Origin of the sequence: Micromonospora sp. NPDC047730 (assembly GCF_043204765.1) — a bacterium.
In the GTDB taxonomy this organism is placed as follows: Bacteria; Actinomycetota; Actinomycetes; order Mycobacteriales; family Micromonosporaceae; genus Micromonospora.
In genome coordinates, this window is record NZ_JBIDCU010000006.1 from 142,125 (window position 1) to 157,744 (window position 15,620).

Annotated in this window: 14 protein-coding genes; 3 read left to right on the forward strand and 11 right to left on the reverse strand. The window is 71.3% G+C overall.

Annotation, left to right across the window (positions count from 1 at the left end):
• Positions 1-241: 241 nt before the first annotated feature.
• Positions 242-508, reverse strand: coding sequence for a helix-turn-helix domain-containing protein (locus tag ACGF5G_RS16695; RefSeq protein WP_393263524.1), 267 nt, complete (start codon positions 506-508; stop codon positions 242-244).
• A gap of 89 nt (positions 509-597) precedes the next feature.
• On the opposite strand from ACGF5G_RS16695, the gene map reads away from it, so the two are divergent.
• Positions 598-1,416: a type I methionyl aminopeptidase gene (gene map / locus ACGF5G_RS16700; protein WP_393263836.1), complete on the forward strand. Its 819-nt coding sequence runs from the start codon at positions 598-600 to the stop codon at positions 1,414-1,416.
• Positions 1,417-1,727: 311 nt separating this feature from the next.
• Complete coding sequence (locus ACGF5G_RS16705) at positions 1,728-3,992, forward strand: NACHT domain-containing protein (RefSeq protein WP_393263526.1); 2,265 nt, start codon at positions 1,728-1,730, stop codon at positions 3,990-3,992.
• A gap of 144 nt (positions 3,993-4,136) precedes the next feature.
• Here ACGF5G_RS16705 and ACGF5G_RS16710 read toward each other — a convergent pair whose 3' ends face one another.
• The 3 genes from ACGF5G_RS16710 to ACGF5G_RS16720 all read right to left on the reverse strand — a co-directional run bounded on the left by ACGF5G_RS16710 (position 4,137) and on the right by ACGF5G_RS16720 (position 7,075).
• A complete protein-coding gene (locus ACGF5G_RS16710) occupies positions 4,137-5,681 on the reverse strand; it encodes a hypothetical protein (RefSeq protein WP_393263528.1) in 1,545 nt (514 codons plus the stop codon).
• 326 nt (positions 5,682-6,007) lie between these two features.
• Positions 6,008-6,388 carry a VOC family protein gene (locus ACGF5G_RS16715; RefSeq protein WP_393263530.1) on the reverse strand — a complete coding sequence of 127 codons (381 nt, stop codon included), beginning with the start codon at positions 6,386-6,388 and terminating at the stop codon, positions 6,008-6,010.
• A 327-nt stretch (positions 6,389-6,715) separates the two neighbouring features.
• A complete protein-coding gene (locus tag ACGF5G_RS16720; RefSeq protein WP_393263531.1) occupies positions 6,716-7,075 on the reverse strand; it encodes an ArsR/SmtB family transcription factor in 360 nt (119 codons plus the stop codon).
• Between the two features lie 66 nt (positions 7,076-7,141).
• On the opposite strand from ACGF5G_RS16720, the gene ACGF5G_RS16725 reads away from it, so the two are divergent.
• A complete protein-coding gene (locus ACGF5G_RS16725) occupies positions 7,142-8,248 on the forward strand; it encodes a cation diffusion facilitator family transporter (protein WP_393263533.1) in 1,107 nt (368 codons plus the stop codon).
• A 230-nt stretch (positions 8,249-8,478) separates the two neighbouring features.
• On the opposite strand, the gene ACGF5G_RS16730 is transcribed toward ACGF5G_RS16725, so the two are convergent.
• The 7 genes from ACGF5G_RS16730 to ACGF5G_RS16760 all read right to left on the reverse strand — a co-directional run bounded on the left by ACGF5G_RS16730 (position 8,479) and on the right by ACGF5G_RS16760 (position 15,593).
• Positions 8,479-10,002, reverse strand: coding sequence for an aldehyde dehydrogenase (NADP(+)) (locus ACGF5G_RS16730; RefSeq protein ID WP_393263535.1), 1,524 nt, complete (start codon positions 10,000-10,002; stop codon positions 8,479-8,481).
• On the reverse strand, positions 9,995-11,473 hold the full coding sequence (locus tag ACGF5G_RS16735) for an NAD(P)/FAD-dependent oxidoreductase (RefSeq protein WP_393263536.1): 1,479 nt from the start codon (positions 11,471-11,473) through the stop codon (positions 9,995-9,997). Before ACGF5G_RS16735 ends, ACGF5G_RS16730 begins: the two co-directional genes overlap by 8 nt.
• Complete coding sequence (locus ACGF5G_RS16740) at positions 11,466-11,765, reverse strand: (2Fe-2S)-binding protein (protein ID WP_393263538.1); 300 nt, start codon at positions 11,763-11,765, stop codon at positions 11,466-11,468. Before ACGF5G_RS16740 ends, ACGF5G_RS16735 begins: the two co-directional genes overlap by 8 nt.
• Positions 11,762-12,919, reverse strand: a complete 1,158-nt coding sequence (locus ACGF5G_RS16745) for an NAD(P)/FAD-dependent oxidoreductase (RefSeq protein WP_393263540.1) — start codon at positions 12,917-12,919, stop codon at positions 11,762-11,764. Before ACGF5G_RS16745 ends, ACGF5G_RS16740 begins: the two co-directional genes overlap by 4 nt.
• 90 nt (positions 12,920-13,009) lie before the next feature.
• On the reverse strand, positions 13,010-13,693 hold the full coding sequence (locus ACGF5G_RS16750; protein WP_393263542.1) for a GntR family transcriptional regulator: 684 nt from the start codon (positions 13,691-13,693) through the stop codon (positions 13,010-13,012).
• On the reverse strand, positions 13,690-14,691 hold the full coding sequence (locus tag ACGF5G_RS16755; RefSeq protein WP_393263544.1) for a proline racemase family protein: 1,002 nt from the start codon (positions 14,689-14,691) through the stop codon (positions 13,690-13,692). Before ACGF5G_RS16755 ends, ACGF5G_RS16750 begins: the two co-directional genes overlap by 4 nt.
• Entirely contained in the window at positions 14,688-15,593 is a 906-nt protein-coding gene (locus tag ACGF5G_RS16760; protein WP_393263546.1) for a dihydrodipicolinate synthase family protein, read from the reverse strand. Before ACGF5G_RS16760 ends, ACGF5G_RS16755 begins: the two co-directional genes overlap by 4 nt.
• Positions 15,594-15,620: the final 27 nt, after the last annotated feature.

Genomic DNA, 15,620 nt, shown 5'->3' on the forward strand with positions numbered 1-15,620 from the left:
AGGCCAGGGTGCCCAAGTCCAGGGTCCGCCAGGCGGTCACCGTACGCCCGCCGGTGGACCCGGACCACCAGAGCATGTCGCCCCGGCAAGGCGGTGACGGCTTCCAGGAAGCGCCTTCCCGCGAGAACCAAGAAGTTCGCGACGCCACCTCGCCACACTGTCGAACATGTGTACGATCACCGCGTGGATGAGGAGGTCCCGTGAAAGAGATCTCCTGGTGGAGCATCTGGGCGGCTGGCCTCTAGGACGCCTGGCGGATGGGCATGTCGGCCAGCCAGACGTCGGCCAGGCCGCTGAGGGGGACGTCGAGGGCCTGACTGAGGCAGACCACGGTGCCGAATGCCGGCGCGGGAAGACGGCCCGCCTCGATCTTGCGCAGCGTCTCGGGGGAGATGCCGGCTGCCAGGGCCACCTCGACGAGGCTGCGGCCGGCACGCGCGGCCCGAAGGGCGGCTCCGAGGCGCTGGCCCGCTGCGATCTGTTCGGCGGTGAGTGGTTGGCGAACCATGCCAGCAGGATATCCCTCCGGAGCACCCCGACCTGACGTGGTATAAAAATGCCGGTATAAAAATACCGCATCCGGAGAGGGAGGCTGTCGTGATCGAACTCAAGTCCGCCGAGGAGATCGGCCGGATGGCGGTGACCGGCCAGTTCGTCGGCGAGCTGCTCGCCGAGCTGAGCGATGTCGCCGCAGTCGGCGTCAACCTGTTAGACCTCGAACACCACGCCCGCCGCCGGATCAAGGAACGCGGCGCCGAATCCTGCTACTGGGACTACGCCCCTTCGTTCGGCCGCGGCCCGTTCCGCAACGTGCTGTGCCTGTCGGTCAACGACGCGGTGCTGCACGGCCTGCCGCACGACTATGTTCTGCGGGACGGTGATCTGCTCAGCATCGACATGGCAGCCGGCATCGACGGCTGGGTCGCCGACTCCGCGCTCTCCGTCATCGTCGGCACCCCCGACCCGGCCGATGAGAAGCTGATCGAGGCCACCGAGGTCGCACTGGAGGCCGGCATCACCGCCGCCCAGCCCGGCGGTCGCCTCGGCGACATCTCCGCCGCGATCGGCGAGGTCGCCCGCTCCTACGGCTACGCCGTCAACGCCGAGTTCGGCGGCCACGGCATCGGCCGCACCATGCACGAGGCCCCGCACGTCTCCAACAACGGCCGCGCCCGTCGCGGCATGAGGCTCGACCGCGGTCTCACCATCGCCATCGAGCCCTGGTTCTGCCGCTCCACCGACAAAATCAAGTTCGACAACGACGGCTGGACGATCCGCTCCGCCGACGGCTCCCGCACCGCCCACTCCGAGCACACGGTCGCCATCACGGCTTCCGGCCCCCAGGTCCTGACCCGCCGCCCCACTCACTGCCCCACCTCGGCCGACCCCACCAAAAAGCCCGCCACAGCCTCCTGACCACTGCCCGCCCCGGGGCGTGACTCAGCGGTTCCGGGCATGGGGCCGGCCACAACTTCCTGAGCAACTCGCAACCGCCAGCAGCTCACCCTTCCGCCAGCCTGCACCAGCGTGGCCAACAGTCGGTCCCGGCCGCAACCACGCACGAGGTCGTCAGGCAGGCGCCATCACACTGATCACCGAACTGGCCCTTGGTTGACGGGCCTCTACTCTGGACAGGAGGAACGACCAACCAAGGGATCGTGCCCACATGGAGCCAGGGGTCGGCACCGAACCGCTGAAGAGCCAAGTCAGGACTGCGGGAGATCTACATGCGGCGTTTCCTTCTACCTCTGGCCGTGGTGCTGTCCGCCGTACTCGGCCTCGCGGTCAACCTGGCTTCTGAGACGATCCCCCTACCGCCGTGGCTCGGCTGGGCCCCCTGGGTCGCGATCGTCCTGCTGCTGGTGGCCATCGTGGTGGTGGAGGGGCGGCGCGGTCGTGAGGAGCCGCAGTTGTCGGCACCGGAACAGGTCACGGAGGCGGCGAACATGCTGGCCCAGGCCACCGTGTCGCAGTGGTCAGCGCAAGCCGATGCCCAGGGCATCGGTACGAACGCCGACCCGGTGCGGGTCACCTGGCACCGGGACCATCAGCGGTCACTGCCGATGCACGAGGTGTTCGGCGCTCCCGGGGGTAACGTTCGGCGGGTTCCGCGCCGTCGAAGCGCCAGCCGCCGAGCCCCGGCCGGGGACCAGCCGGGCGAACAAGGCGTGGTCACCCGCCTGTATGTCGACCTGTATCGGCGGATCCAGCGCCAGCAACTGGTCCTGCTCGGCCCGGCCGGTAGCGGGAAGACCGCAACGATGCTGATCCTGCTGATCGAGGCAGCGAAGGAGTGCGTCAGACCGGCCTCGGCACCGGAGCGCGCCGACACGCCGGTGCCGGTCTGGGTCACCCTGGGCGGGTGGAACCCGGACGAGAGGTCGCTGCTCGACCACGTGGTCGAGGAGATGGAGACGAACTTCCCGGCGCTGCGGCACCCGCGCTACGGCGCGAAGGTCGCACGCCGCCTGGTCGAGCACAAGCGGGTGGCGCTCTTCCTCGACGGCCTCGACGAGATGCCCGCGGCGGGGCAGCGGGCCGCGCTCACCAGGATCGCGCGCGAGGCCGCCGGGCTGCGGATCGTGCTCACCTCCCGGATCGAGGGGTACGACCAGGCGCGTGCCGGCGGACGGTTGCCGCGTCCGGTCGTCCTCCAGCTCGACAAGGTCGAGTCGGAGACTGCCGTCGAGTACCTGCGCCGTGGTCACGACAGTGACCGGCAACGCCGGTTTTGGCACCGGCTCACCGAACATCTGCTCAGCCGACCCGACTCACCGGTCGCGGAAGCGTTCGCCACCCCGCTGATCCTGAGTCTGGCCCGCGACGCGTTCGACGGGCCGGACGGTGACGTACCCGACCCTGCGGAGCTGATCGGGCTCACCTCGGTGGCAGCGGTGAAGGTCCGCGTGATCGGCCAGTTCCTGGAGCGGGCCTACCCGTCCGGTTCCGGCCGGCGCGGCGGGCGCGACCAGCGTCACCTGTTCTACCTGTCCTGGCTCGCTCACCACCTGCGGGGGCGCCGCGACCTGCGCTGGTGGGAGATCCCGACCTGGATTCCGATCAGGGATCTATCGATTGCGATCTGCACCGGGTTCGGACTGCCGACGGCAGTGCTGGCCGGGGCGTACGTGGCGTTGACCGGCGGGGCTCGGTCCGACGTGTTGTTGACTTCCCTGGGCGCGTTTCTCGTGGCTGCCGCCGCGGTCGGGTTCGTCCTGACGTCCTCTCCTTCCGCCTCGGTGCCGACCCCGACCGAACCGATCGGTATGGACCTGCGGTGGCCGACTCGGGCGGAGCTGCGGACGCTGTGGCTGGCCGGATCGGGACCGCCGCTGGTTGTCGGGGTGGGCGTCGGACTCGTCCTCGGCCCGTTCGCCGGCGTGATCTCCGGGTTGGCTCTCATGGGCCTCCTGATCGTCGGTTCGTCGATCGTCCGGGCCAACGTCACGTTCGGCCTGCTCGGCATCTGGCTGACGCCGCTGGCCGACTCACCAGCGAGCACCCCGGACGGTACGTTTCGGGCCGACCGCCGCCGCACCGTGGTCACGTTCAGTTCTGCGGTGATCCTCGGTGGCGTCATGTTCGCGCTGTTCAACGTCGCGGATCCGCCTCGGCCCGGGACGTGGTCGGTCGGACCGGAGTCCGGCATCGTGATCGGGGCGGCGTATGGCGTCATCACCGGCCTCGGCCCGGCGGTGCTGACGGGCTTCGGCCAGGTCGCGTTGCTGCTGCACGGGCGTCCGCCGGTGCGGTTCCCGGTGCTGTTCCGGGAGGCGCTGCGGCGGCAGGTGCTGCGGCAGGCTGGTGTGGTGTACCAGTTCCGGCACGCCGAACTCCAGGACCACCTGGCCGCCGTCTACCAGCGACGGCAGGATGCGGGCCCGGCCCGCCGGCCGCTGGCGCCGGAGTCCGACGGTGAGACCGTGGCGACCGCCCGGTGGTCGGGCGGTCAGCGGAACCGGCCGGGGCGGCTCGACCTCGGCTCGATCTGACCCTACCTCCGCCTGCCTCGCCCGGACGCTCGCAGCCACACCCATCCGATTCTGGCGGCTGCAACCCCACCCGCAGCAAGATCAAATCGAGCTACGTGGCATTGGTCCTGGCGTCGCGGCGGCGAGTGGACCGATCATCGACCACTACCGCTCCTTGAGGCGGCGGTCGACCTCCTCGGCGACCCGCCGGTGCAGCTCGGCCAACCGCTCGTCGGTGTACTTGGTCAGGTCGCCCGGGTCCGTACCGCCGTTCGCCGCCTGCTCCTGTTGCTTCTGCTGCTCCCGGCGTTGCAGCTCCTGCTCCTCAGGCGAACCGGGGGCGGCGTACGCGCATCGGACGAGGGTGCCGTCGGCGTTCTTCAGGCAGGTTGCCTCCCGGCCGTTGATCTGGCCCCGGCCCTCCACCCGGTACCGGATGCTCTGCTCACTGCCGAGTGTGGCGGTCCACGTGCTGCCGCCGGTCGGCACCACCTCGAACACCTGGTCGTCGTTCCAGCAGCAGACGTCCCGGTACTCCGCCTTGATCAGGGCGACGATCGCCTGGGGCGACGACCAGGTCGGGTTGAGCCGGTGCACGGTCAGCGGGGCGAGACCGCTGCCGGCGTGCCGGGTCGGCACGGTCGACACCGCCACCACCGAACTGGCCTCGCCCTGCGGGGTGAGCGGGGTGACGTACGCGCTGCGTCCGCTGCCGTCGCGGTAGCGGAGGGTGAACTCCGACTCGTTGCCCTCGTTGGCGCCGTCCTCGGAGGCGTCCCAGCCGCTGCGCTCGAACCACCAGTCGGCGAAACCGCCGACGGCGGTGGTGCCCTCCCGCTGCCGGGCGGCCAGGCTGATCGGGTAGGACGGTCCGGGCACCTTCGTCGTGTCGTCGGTGATGGTGACCTCTCCGGTTCGGCCGTCGTACCGCGCCACACCGGCCGGCCGTTCGGTCACCACCAGGATTCCGGTCTGCTTCTTCAGCGGCACCACCACGATCGGGTTGTCGCCCTGGCAGTAGACGTACGCGTCGTCGGCGGAGAACCGGGCCCAACGTCGTTCGGCGGAGATCTTCCGGCCCAGGTTGTGGCTGAACCAGCCGCCGATCCGCGCGTCGGCGGCTGACACGTCGAACTGGCACCGCTGCTGCGCCCGGCTCTTGCCGCCGAGCGGCACCTCCTGCATCAGACCGACCTCGTAACCGGCCAACCAGCCGCGCCGCTCGACCAGGACGGCGAAGCGGTCGGAGTCGGGCAGGTAGCTGACGTCGGTGATCTCGCCGGTGACGTCGCCCAGGTTGGGCGCGGCCTGTGCCTTGCCGACCAGGTACGGCGCGCGTGCGGCCAGCTCCGGGACCGGATCGCTCACCACCGTCATGGTGGTCCCGTACGCCCGGTCCTGGAGGTATTCGCCGTAGACCAGCCAGCAGCCCCCCAGGGCCAGTCCGACGACGGCGCCCAGCCAACCGAGGACGATGGCCCCGCCGGTCGACCTGGGCGTGACCTTGCGCCCGCGGAGCCGGTGGGTGAGCAGCCGCACCAGGGCCGGCGCCCCGGCGAGCAGGGCCAGCAGGGCCGGCGCTACCAGCCAGGGCACGAGTTTGCGCAGCTCCCACACGAGGACGGTGGTGGCGTACGAGGCGTACCAGCCGACCGCGCCGAGCAGGATGAGCAGAAAGATCGGCGTACCCATCCGCAGCGCCCGATGCATCGACACTCTCCTTTGACAGGACGAGCCCCGATCCTATTCGGACGTCAAGACGCCTTGGTGCCGTCAGAGCAGCGCGACGCCGATCAGCGGATGCGTCGAGGATCGCTCACCTGCGGGTACCGGCGGCGGGCGACCACCAGGTGGCTGTTGGATGCCCGGGTCGTGATCTTGGGCGACTGTCGCCATGACGCGCGTTCCGGCCGGCCGTAGGTGCCGGCTAGCGACGAGGCCATTGGACATGTGCTGGCCGGGCGCCGAACCGGACGCCCGTCCGGAACCTCCGGGTCGCGCTGCACACCGCCCAGTCACGCGGGCCGCGTCCGGGATCAACCTTTGCGGGGCTGGCTCACGCCGAGAATGTTGCCTTCGCTGTCCTTGAACCATGCGCCGCGCATCGTCGGGAACTCTGCGACGCCGTTGACTGTCTTGAGGCCAGGGAGATCGTATTCTTCGAACGTCACGCCGCGCCTCCGGAGGTCCGCCATCTCGGCGTCGAGGTCGGCGACCAGCCAGGCTGCCAACGTGTGGGGCGCCTGCCCGGCGTTGGATGTGGGATAGATGAAGAACCGCGTTCCGCCGGACTCGAAATGGACTGCGTCCTCGGCTTCCTGCGACATGGTCAGGCCCAGGGTGTCGCGATAGAAGCGCTTGGCCCGTTCCATGTCGCTCGCGGGAATGGCCGCCTGCATCGGTGCGTCTGTCAACATGATGGCTCACCTCGTGTGACAGCGTAGTCGGCACCAGGCCGACAGGCTTCCGCTTTGTCCCACTTTGCCATCGTCGGGGGCCGCTCTGGAACTCGCCGGCCCGGTAGTGCCCGCCGGCAGAACACCTGGTAGCGCACCTCGGCGAACTCGCCGCGCTGCCGCGACGACGGCGGCGTTCGCCATGCTCGCCGGCGCGGGCCCCGCTTCCCGCGTCCTCCGGCAAGACCATCCGCTACCGACTCAACCGCTCAGGAGACCGCCAGCTCCATCGACGCCTCGAAACACACCCCAACCACTTGGCGCGCCATAGGAGCGTTTCCCGGGCGGTCAGTCGTGCTCGGGAATACCGGCCACCCGGTGCGACGCGGCGTGCATGACCTCGGTCACCAGTCGACGCACATGACCTCCCCGGGCGCTGTACAACGCCCGCCGGCCGTCGCGCCGCACCGTGACCAGTCCTGTCAGCCGTAGCTTGCCCAGGTGCTGCGACACCGCCGGCCGCGCCACTCCCAGCGCCGCCACGAGCGCGGTCACATCATGCTCCCCGTCAACGAGCAGCCACATCAACCGCAGCCGAGTGCCGTCCGCAAGCATCCGCAACATCTCCGTTGCTGCCTCGACGTGGCTGTCGACAGGGAGGCGTTGTTGCAGGTCACTAGCACCTGCACCGTTGTCGCGTGCGTACATGAGCACATATTATCGCCGTCGTCGGGGGTACCAACCCCCTGCCGTAAAGGGATGGTGGGAGACGCGGTGAACGACCACGACCACGACCAGGGCCACGACCATCCGGGCGGGCACGAGCACGGTCACGGGCAGGGCCATGACCACCCGCACGATCACGGCCATCACCACGGGGGCCGGCTCACCGCCTGGTGGCACCGGCTGACCCACGCGGTCGTCCCCCACTCACACGACTCCCGCGCGAAGATCGACCCGGCGTTGGAGTCCTCCCGCGAGGGACTACGCGCCCTGTGGATCTCGCTCGTCGGCCTCGGGACCACCGCCGTCGCCCAAACGGTCATCGTCGTGCTGTCCGGCTCGGTCGCCCTGCTCGGCGACACCCTGCACAACGTCGCCGACGCCCTCACGGCCGTGCCCCTCGCGATCGCCTTCCTTCTCGGCCGGCGTGCCGCCACCCGCGCCTACACCTACGGCTACGGCCGGGCCGAAGACATCGCCGGCATCATCATCGTCGCGGTCATCGCCGCCTCCGCCGTCGCCGCCGCCTGGACCGCTGTCGCCCGACTGCTGCACCCCGCCGAGGTGGCCCACCTGCCCTGGGTGGCCGCCGCCGGCCTCGTCGGCTTCATCGGCAACGAACTGGTCGCCCGCTACCGCATCCGCGTCGGCCGCCGCATCGGCTCCGCCGCCCTGGTCGCCGACGGCCTGCACGCCCGCACCGACGGCTACACCTCCCTCGCCGTACTCGCCGCCGCCGGCGGGGCCGCCCTCGGCTGGCACTGGGCCGACCCGGTCGTCGGTCTCGCCATCGCCGTCGCCATCACCTTCGTCCTCAAGGACGCCGCCCGCGAGGTCTACCGACGCCTCATGGACGCCGTCGACCCCGAGCTGGTCGACCAGGCCGAAACCACACTGCGCGCCGTCGACGGCGTCCGCGACGTCACCGCCGTCCGGCTCCGCTGGATCGGCCACCGCCTCCACGCCGAAGCCGAACTCGTCGTGGACACCCACCTCAGCCTCGTCGCCGCCCACGAGATCGCCGCCGACGCCGAACACCAACTCACCCACGCCGTACCCCGACTCACCAGCGCCACCGTCCACACCGATCCCGACTGCCACCCCGGCGCCCACCACCACACCGACCTGTCACACAAGCGCCGGCAGATGACCCGCTGACGACCCGAGCGCGCGTGCACGACATAACGGCTGACCGACACGCTCCGGCGGCGGAGAGCGCCTGACGCGATCCGTGTGGGGTTCGGCCAACCACGCGCAGGGCGGACGACGGGGCGACGTGGACCACGGGTCCGTGGTTTCGCCGTCGGGACGGCATGGCCCACGTTCCACGATCAGGGCGCGGCCCTCTCCGGCCACCGGCCGGGGCACCACCCGCGCCCCGACCCGGTTCAGGTCGTACTGACGCCGTCGACCGTGCGGGGGACGCGGAGCGGGTTGGCCTCGCGCAGCACCGGCGGAAGCAACGGATCCGGGACGTTCTGGTAGCAGACCGGGCGCAGCCAGCGCTCGATCGAGGTGCTTCCCACCGAGGTCGAGCCGCTCGTGGAGGCGGGGTACGGTCCCCCGTGGTGCATGGCGGGGGCGACCGTCACCCCGGTGGGCCAGCCGTCCACCACGACCCGTCCCGCGATCTCGCTCAACCCGGCGACCAGGTCCGCCGCCGCGTCGTCCCGCTCGTCGGCGGCCAGGTGCACCGTCGCCGTGAGGTTGCCCGGCAAGGCGTTGAGCACCGCGTCCCGTTCGGCCGTCGAGCCGTAGCGGACCAGCACGGTGACCGGCCCGAAGCACTCCTCGAGCAACTCCCGGTACGCCCCTGCGTCGAGCCGCGACGCCGCGACGGTCAGTACGCCCGGCCGTACGGCCAGCGGCACCGCGTCATCGCCGGCCTCGCCCGCCCCGAGCGGTTCCGCCACCCCTGGTAGCGCCGCGCGGGCGCGCACCCCGGCGAGGAACGCCTCCCGCATGCGCGGGTCGAGCAGTGGCCCGGACGGGACCGCCGCCGCGACGACCGCCTGGACGACGGCGTCACCCGCTGGTCCCTCGGGCAGCAGGACGAGGCCCGGCTTGACGCAGAACTGGCCCATGCCCTGCGTGTACGAGGCCGCCAGCCCCGCACCGATCTCCTCCGCCCTGGTCTCGGCTGCGCGTTCGGTCACCACCACCGGGTTGAGGCTGCCCAGCTCACCGTGGAACGGGATCGGTCGCGGCCGGGAGGATGCGATGTCGAACAAGGCGCGGCCGCCGCGCACCGAGCCGGTGAACCCCACGGCCGCGGTGAGTGGATGGCGTACGAGTTCCGGGCCGGCGTCGAAACCGTGGACCAGGCGGAGGACGTCCTCGGGCAGTCCGACCTCGGCCGCCGCCGACCGGAGGATCCGGGCGCAGAGGACGGAGGTGGCGGGGTGGTCCGGGTGTGCCTTGACCACGACGGGGCACCCCGCGGCCAGAGCGCTCGCGGTGTCGCCGCCTGGCACGCTGAACGCCAGGGGGAAGTTGCTCGCCGCGAAGACGCCGACCACGCCCAGCGGCACCTTGTAGCGACGCAGGTCGGGGCGAGGTGCGGGCTGCGCCGACGGGTCGGCGTGGTCGATGATCACGCCCAGGTAGGTGCCGGCCGAGACCACGTCCGCGAACAGGCGCAGCTGGTAGCACGTGCGGGCGAGTTCGCCGCCGAGCCGCACCCGGCCGAGCGCCGACTCCGCGTCGGCGGTCGCGATGATCTCCTCGCCGTTCGTCTCCAGGAGCGCGGCGGCTGCGCGAAGCAGCTCCGTACGCGCGGCGCGGTCCTGCAGTGCCGCACCGGCGGCTGCGGCCGTGCGCACCGCCTGGTCCACATCGTGCGCCGTCGACTCGGCCGCCACGCGCTCGCGTGGTCTGCCGGTACGCGGGTCGACGCTCAACACGTCATTCACCGTATCGTCCTCTTTCTTCCTTCTCGGCGGGCGTCGTGTCCTCGGCCAGGGCAGCGAGCTCCCCCAGGGGCACCGGCACGGCGAGGCTGCGGGTGGCCAGCGGGCGCAGGTCGTCCGTCGTGGTCTCACGCCCGGTCAGCCAGGCCGCGATCCCGGCGGTGGCGAGGCCGCACACCCGTCCCTGACACCAGCCCATCCCAGGCCGGGCCAGCATCTTCAGCGTCCGCGCGTCCTCCGCGCCGAGGTGCTCGTGCGCCCGGCGCAGGTCGCCGTATGAGACCTCCTCGCAGCGGCAGACCAGCGTCGTCTCCGACAGCCACTCGGGCCATGCACCTGGCACCGGATAGGTGCGGTGCATGGCGGCGGCGAACCCGCGGCCCCGCCGGACGGCCCGTCGCAGCCGCCTCATCAGCGCCCGGTCGGTCGGGCGGCCGCGCGCGTCAGCGAGGGCGAGCGCGGCCAGCCGCCCCTCGTGGACGGCCAGCGCCGCGCCGCCCACACCGGTCGCCTCACCAGCGACGTACAGTCCTTCGACGCTGCTGCGCTGACGGTCGTCGACGACCACGACGAGCGATCCGTCGGTGTCCTTCGCCGTTTCGGCATCGAGCATGAGCGGCAGTTCGAGCGAGGGGGTGAAGCCCCAACCGAGTGCGACGAGGTCGGCGGCGATCTCCTCGTCCGGCCCGGTCGGGCGGCCGTCGCGGTCCACCCGGGCGACCCGGACCGCCTCCGCCCGGTCCTTCCCGAGTACCTCACGGATCACGGTCCTCGTCCGGTACGGGATGCGGTGCCGGGCCATCAGCATCGCGTACCGCAGGGCCTCGACGCCCTTGGCCGGCGCGGACATCGCGCCGAGCGGATCGCGTAGCCAGCCCAGCGTCGCGTTGGCCTCGATGACGGCTGCGACGGTCACTCCGGCGCGCGCGAGGCCGGTGGCCACGGGGAGCAGGAACGGGCCGGTGCCGGCAATGACGGCACGCCGCCCCGCCGCCGTGCGATGCCCCTTGAGCAGGGCCTGCGCTCCCCCCACGGTCATCACGCCGGGCAGGTCCCAGCCGGGCACGGGTAGTTGCCGGTCGTATCCTCCTGGGCACAGGATCAGCGTTGGCGCGACGAGCGTGAGGTCCGCGCCGTCCAGCGGGGTGACGGTGGACGTGGCGGCCGTCATCCGGAGCGTGAAGGTCCCGCCAGTGTCGCGGGTGATGAGCCAGACCTGGTGGCCGGGGAGGTAGCGGACCTGGCCCGCTGTGCGGAGGGCGTTCAGGCGGTCCCGCAGCCGGGTGAAGGCCGGCCAGCCGTGATGGCCGACGCGATCGTCGGGACGGGCGTGGGCCTCGTCGTAGTGCCGCCAGTACTGCCCGCCGGGTTGCGCGGCGGTGTCGATGAGGGTGACCCCGAGCCCGGCCTCGGCGGCTTCAACGGCGGCGGCGAGGCCGGCTGGTCCCGCGCCGACCACGGCGACGTCAGGCACGTGTGGCCTCGCTGTCTCCCCGGTCGCCGGCGTCTGGTGTGTCCGGCCCGGCGTCGTCGCCGAGGCGCATGCCGTCGGCGGCGGTGACGAGACAGGCGCGCTGGTCGGGAACGCCGTCGACCGTGATGAGACAGTCGAAGCAGCTGCCGATGCCGCAGAACAGTCCTCGCGGCGTGCCGCCCATGCGGGTGGTGCGCCAGCTCGTGATTCCGGCGGAGACCAGCGCGGCGGCGACGCTCTGGCCGGGCTCGGCCGGCACGACGGCACCGCGGAATGTCATCTGGTGCGTCATCGAAACGCCTCCTCGTCCTGCGCGAAGCGGTCCGGTGCGAACGGCGTGAGACTCAGGTCGGTCCGCTCCCCCACGAGCGCCTGGGCGATCAACTTGCCGGTGCCGACGGACAGACCGATGCCTGCGCCCTCGTGGCCGCAGGCGTGCCAGAGGCCGGGTGCCCGGGTGTCCGGACCGATGACGGGCAGATGGTCTGGGCAGTAGGGACGGAAACCGAGGTAGGTGCGCATCACCCGGATCTGCCGGAGCATCGGGAACAACGCGATGGCCTTGGCCGCGAGCGTGCCGACAGCGGTAACGGACATGGTCCGGTCGAGTCCGACGCGCTCACGCGACGCGCCGATGAGGATCGTGCCGCCGACGGTCCCCTCGACCACGGGCGAGGTTTGCAGTGCCGCGTCGGAGCTGCTCACGTCACCGACGTACTCGGCGGCGTACACCTTGTGACGGATCGTCCGGGGTGGCATCGGCTGGGTGACCAGGACGAAGCCCCGTCGGGGTAGCACGGGGACACGCACTCCGGCGCGGCCGGCGAGGTCGCCGGCCCACGTGCCGGCGGCGTTGAGCACCGCGCTGGCCGGGATGTCTCCTCCCGAGGTGCGTACGCCCGTCACCCGCGGGCCGTCGCGGAGGAACCCCGTCACCTCGGTGTGCGTACGCACCCGCGTGCCGCGCTCGCGGGCCAGCCGGAGCAGGTGGGCCGCCACCAGCATCGGCTGGACCTGAGCATCCTGTGGGTAGTAGGCGCCACCGGCGAGCCGCGGCGACAGATGCGGCTCGTAGTCGCGCAACTCGGCTCGCGGGACGTCGCGGACCTCGACGCCGCAGCGGCGCTGGTGGACGGTGAGCTCGCGCAGTGCGGCGTGGCTCTGCTCCGATGCCGCTACGACCAGCCCGCCCTTGGCCTCGAACTCCCACAGATCGCCGTGCTCGGCGAGATCCTCGCGCCAGACCCGCTGCGAGTACAGTGCCAGGTCCAGCTCGGGACCGGCCTGTTTGTCGGACACCAGCACGTTCCCCTCGCCGGCGCTGGAGGTACCGCCGGCGATCGCACCGCGCTCGACGACGACCACCCGCAGGCCCGCCAGTGCCGCGAAGTACGCGCTGGCAGCGCCCACCACGCCTGCCCCGACGACCACCAGGTCCGCGCTCACGCCGTCGCTTCCCCACGGTGGGCGGCAGCGTGGGGCTCGACCGCGCCGTGGATCCGCTCGCTGCGCTCGGTCATGCCGCCCCGCTTCGCCTCATGGGGCGTCCTTGACGCTGTCTGCCCACAGACCGCGAACGTGGCCGATGTGGCGGTGCATCAGCAGTTCGGCCCCGGACGGGTCGCGGGCTTCGATGAAGTCCAGAAGCTCGTGGTGCTCCGCCGCCGAGCGGCCCAGTCTGCCGCTCTCCAACAGTGGGGTCAGGCCGAGCAGCCGGGTCCGCGAGCGCAGGTCGGACACGACATCCACCAGGAAGCGGTTGCGGCTGTAGCCGAGCAGGGTCAGGTGGAAGACGTGGTCGGCCTCGATGTAGCCGACCAGGTCGCCGCGCTCCGCCGCGTCGACGATGGCCTGCGCGAGTGCCCTCAGCTCGGGGAAGTCCGCCTTCGGGATCACCGCCACGACATTGCGCACGGTCGGCGGCTCGATGAGCAGCCGCACGGCGGCCAGGTTGTCGAGGTCCTCCTCGGAGACCTCCGTGATGCGGAAGCCCTTGTTCGGATGAGGTACGGCCAGGCCACTCTTCACCAGGTCGAGCATGGCCTCCCGCACCGGTGTGGGCGATACGCCGAGCTGCGCGCCGAGCGCCGGAGCCGAGTACACCACGCCGGGCTCCAGCTTGCCGGAGATGATCGCCGCACGCAGGGCCTCCCTGATCCGGTCGCGGAGGTTCTCTCTGCGACCGATGTCAGGAAGGTCCGGGACCGGCACCGGGCTCACAGCAGGAATCCCGCGGGGAACGGGTCGGTGGGGTCGAGGTGGAACTGTGCCGTCGCGGTGACCCATGCCCTGCCCGTGATCGATGGCAGCACGGCGGGGAGCGACCCGACCGTGGTCTCGCCGAGCAGCCGCCCGGTGAAGCGGGTGCCGATGAACGACTCGTTGACGAAGTCCTCGCCGATGCCCAGCTCGCCCCGCGCCCACAACTGCGCCATCCGGGCGCTCGTGCCGGTGCCGCACGGGGACCGGTCGAACCAGCCGGGGTGGATGGCCATGGCGTGCCGCGACAGCTTGGCGGTGGAGCCGGGGGCCCTCAGGTAGACGTGGTGGCAGCCGTTGATGTCGTCACGCTCGGGGTGCACCGGCCGGTCCTGCTCGTTCACCGCATCCATGATCGCCAGACCCGCGGCGAGCAGGTCGCCGGCGCGGGCGCGGTCGAAGGGCAGCCCGAGGTCCGCCAGGTCGACGATCGCGTAGAAGTTTCCGCCGAACGCCATGTCGTACTCGACCGCGCCGATGCCCGGTACCTCGATCTTCCGGTCGATCGCGTACGCGAAAGACGGGACGTTCTGGATGGTGACCGACTCCGCCGCACGGTCGCGCACCGTCACGGAGGCGACGACCAGGCCGGCGGGAGTGTCGAGCCTGATCGTGGTCACCGGCTCGACGAGGGGCACCATCCCGGTCTCGACGAGGACCGTCGCGACGCCGATCGTGCCGTGGCCGCACATCGGCAGCAGCCCGGAGACCTCGATGAAGAGCACGCCGTAGTCGGCGTCGGGACGGGTCGGCGGCTGCAGGATCGCGCCGCTCATCGCGGCGTGGCCGCGTGGTTCGTACATCAGCAACGTGCGGACGTCATCGCTGTTCTCCATGAACCACAGCCGGCGCTCGGCCATGGTCGCCCCGGGGATGGTGCCAATGCCACCGACGACGACCCGGGTGGGCATCCCCTCGGTGTGCGAGTCGACGACGTGGAACGTGCGGCGGGACCTCATCGGTAGCCCTTGGCGAGCACCGCTTCGGTGTCGGCGGTGATCCTGGCTGCCAGTTCCGACGGCAGCGGCAGGCGTGGCGGACGGCAGGCACCGCCCTTGCGCCCGGCGACGTCCATCGACAGCTTGATCGACTGGACGAACTCGGTCCTGGAGTCCCAGCGCAGCAGCGCGTGCAGGTCCCGGTAGATCGGCAGGGCCTTGGCGATGTCGGCGGGGTCGCCTGAGGTGACCAGCCGGTAGAGCTCCACGGTGCTCTCCGGGATCGCGTTCGGGTAGCCGGCGATCCAGCCGACGGCGCCGGCGATACCCAGTTCGAGCAGCACGTCGTCGGCGCCGACCAGAATGTCCAGGTCGGGGGCCAGTTCGTTGATCTCGTACGCCCTGCGCACGTCGCCGGTGAACTCCTTCACCCCGACGATCAAGCCCTCCTGGAACAGTTCGGCAAGCAGCGCAGGCGCCAGGTCGACCTTGGTGTCGATGGGGTTGTTGTAGGCGACGACAGGCAGTCCGGCGCGCGCGACCTCGCGGTAGTGCTCGACCACTGCCCGGCGGTCGGCGCGGTAGGCGTTGGGCGGCAGCAGCAGGACGGAGGTGGCTCCGGCTTCGGCGGCCTGTTCGGCCCAGCGGCGGGCCTCGAGCGCGCCGTAGGCGGCGACGCCGGGCATGACGCCGAATCCGGCGGGGGCGGCCTGTACGGCGGTCTCGACGACGCGCTCCCGCTCCTGCGGGGTCAGCGTCTGGTACTCACCGAGGGAGCCGTTGGGCGTCACGCCGTCACAGCCTCCAGCGGCGAGGAACCCGACGTGCTCGGCGAACGCGTCGTAGTCGATGGAGAGGTCGTCGTGGAGGGGCAGCGCCGTCGCGACGTGCACGCCGCGCCAGGGCCTTGCGGGGGTGGTCACTGCTGGCTCCTCATCGATCGTACGGGG

Bases quoted from the DNA above. Each gene is read 5' to 3' on its own strand.
- ACGF5G_RS16695 (WP_393263524.1), bottom strand. From the start codon at position 508: ATGGTTCGCCAACCACTCACCGCCGAACAGATCGCAGCGGGCCAGCGC.
- ACGF5G_RS16705 (WP_393263526.1), top strand. From the start codon at position 1,728: ATGCGGCGTTTCCTTCTACCTCTGGCCGTGGTGCTGTCCGCCGTACTC.
- ACGF5G_RS16710 (WP_393263528.1), bottom strand. From the start codon at position 5,681: ATGCATCGGGCGCTGCGGATGGGTACGCCGATCTTTCTGCTCATCCTG.
- ACGF5G_RS16715 (WP_393263530.1), bottom strand. From the start codon at position 6,388: ATGTTGACAGACGCACCGATGCAGGCGGCCATTCCCGCGAGCGACATG.
- ACGF5G_RS16720 (WP_393263531.1), bottom strand. From the start codon at position 7,075: ATGTACGCACGCGACAACGGTGCAGGTGCTAGTGACCTGCAACAACGC.
- ACGF5G_RS16740 (WP_393263538.1), bottom strand. From the start codon at position 11,765: ATGACGCACCAGATGACATTCCGCGGTGCCGTCGTGCCGGCCGAGCCC.
- ACGF5G_RS16755 (WP_393263544.1), bottom strand. From the start codon at position 14,691: ATGAGGTCCCGCCGCACGTTCCACGTCGTCGACTCGCACACCGAGGGG.